At 46.9% G+C, this 1,177-nt stretch carries 1 protein-coding gene; it reads left to right on the forward strand.

Going from position 1 to position 1,177, the window contains the following annotated elements:
• A partial coding sequence (tuf, locus tag WR49_RS20685; protein WP_017055413.1) for an elongation factor Tu occupies positions 1 to 1,177 on the forward strand: 1,177 nt, incomplete at both ends.

The raw sequence follows: 1,177 nt of genomic DNA on the forward strand, positions 1-1,177 counted from the left end.
TGTCTAAAGAAAAATTTGAACGTACGAAACCGCACGTAAACGTTGGTACTATCGGCCACGTTGACCACGGTAAAACAACTCTAACTGCTGCTATCTGTACTACACTTGCAAAAGTGTACGGTGGTGTTGCTAAAGATTTCGCATCTATCGATAACGCTCCAGAAGAGCGTGAGCGCGGTATCACAATCGCTACTTCTCACGTTGAGTACGACACTCCATCACGTCACTACGCACACGTAGACTGTCCAGGACACGCGGATTATGTTAAAAACATGATCACTGGTGCTGCACAAATGGACGGCGGCATCCTAGTTGTTGCTGCGACTGACGGCCCTATGCCTCAAACTCGTGAGCACATCCTACTTGGTCGTCAAGTTGGTATCCCTTACATCATCGTATTCATGAACAAATGTGACATGGTTGATGACGAAGAGCTACTTGAGCTAGTTGAGATGGAAGTTCGTGAACTTCTTTCTGAATACGATTTCCCAGGTGATGACCTACCAGTTATCCAAGGTTCTGCACTTGGCGCACTAAACGGCGAGAAGCAGTGGGAAGACAAGATTGTTGAGCTTGCAGAAGCACTAGATTCTTACATCCCAGAGCCAGAGCGTGCAGTAGACCAACCGTTCCTACTACCAATTGAAGACGTATTCTCAATTCAAGGTCGTGGTACTGTTGTAACTGGTCGTATCGAGCGCGGTATCCTACGTGTAGGTGACGAAGTAGAAATCGTTGGTATCAAAGAGACAACTCTTACTACTTGTACTGGTGTTGAAATGTTCCGTAAACTGCTTGACGAAGGTCGTGCAGGTGAGAACGTTGGTGCACTTCTACGTGGTACTAAGCGTGATGACGTTGAACGTGGCCAAGTACTTTCTGCGAAAGGTTCAATCAACCCACACACTAAGTTTGAGTCTGAAGTATACGTACTTTCTAAAGACGAAGGCGGCCGTCACACTCCTTTCTTCAAGGGTTACCGTCCACAGTTCTACTTCCGTACAACTGACGTAACAGGCGACATCACTCTACCAGAAGGCGTAGAAATGGTAATGCCAGGTGACAACGTTCAAATGACTGTTGAGCTAATTGCTCCAATCGCAATGGACGAAGGTCTACGTTTCGCAATCCGCGAAGGTGGCCGTACTGTTGGTGCTGGTGTTGTAGCTAAAATCTT

Source organism: Vibrio sp. ECSMB14106, assembly GCF_000972265.1.
Lineage (GTDB): Bacteria > Pseudomonadota > Gammaproteobacteria > Enterobacterales > Vibrionaceae > Vibrio > Vibrio kanaloae.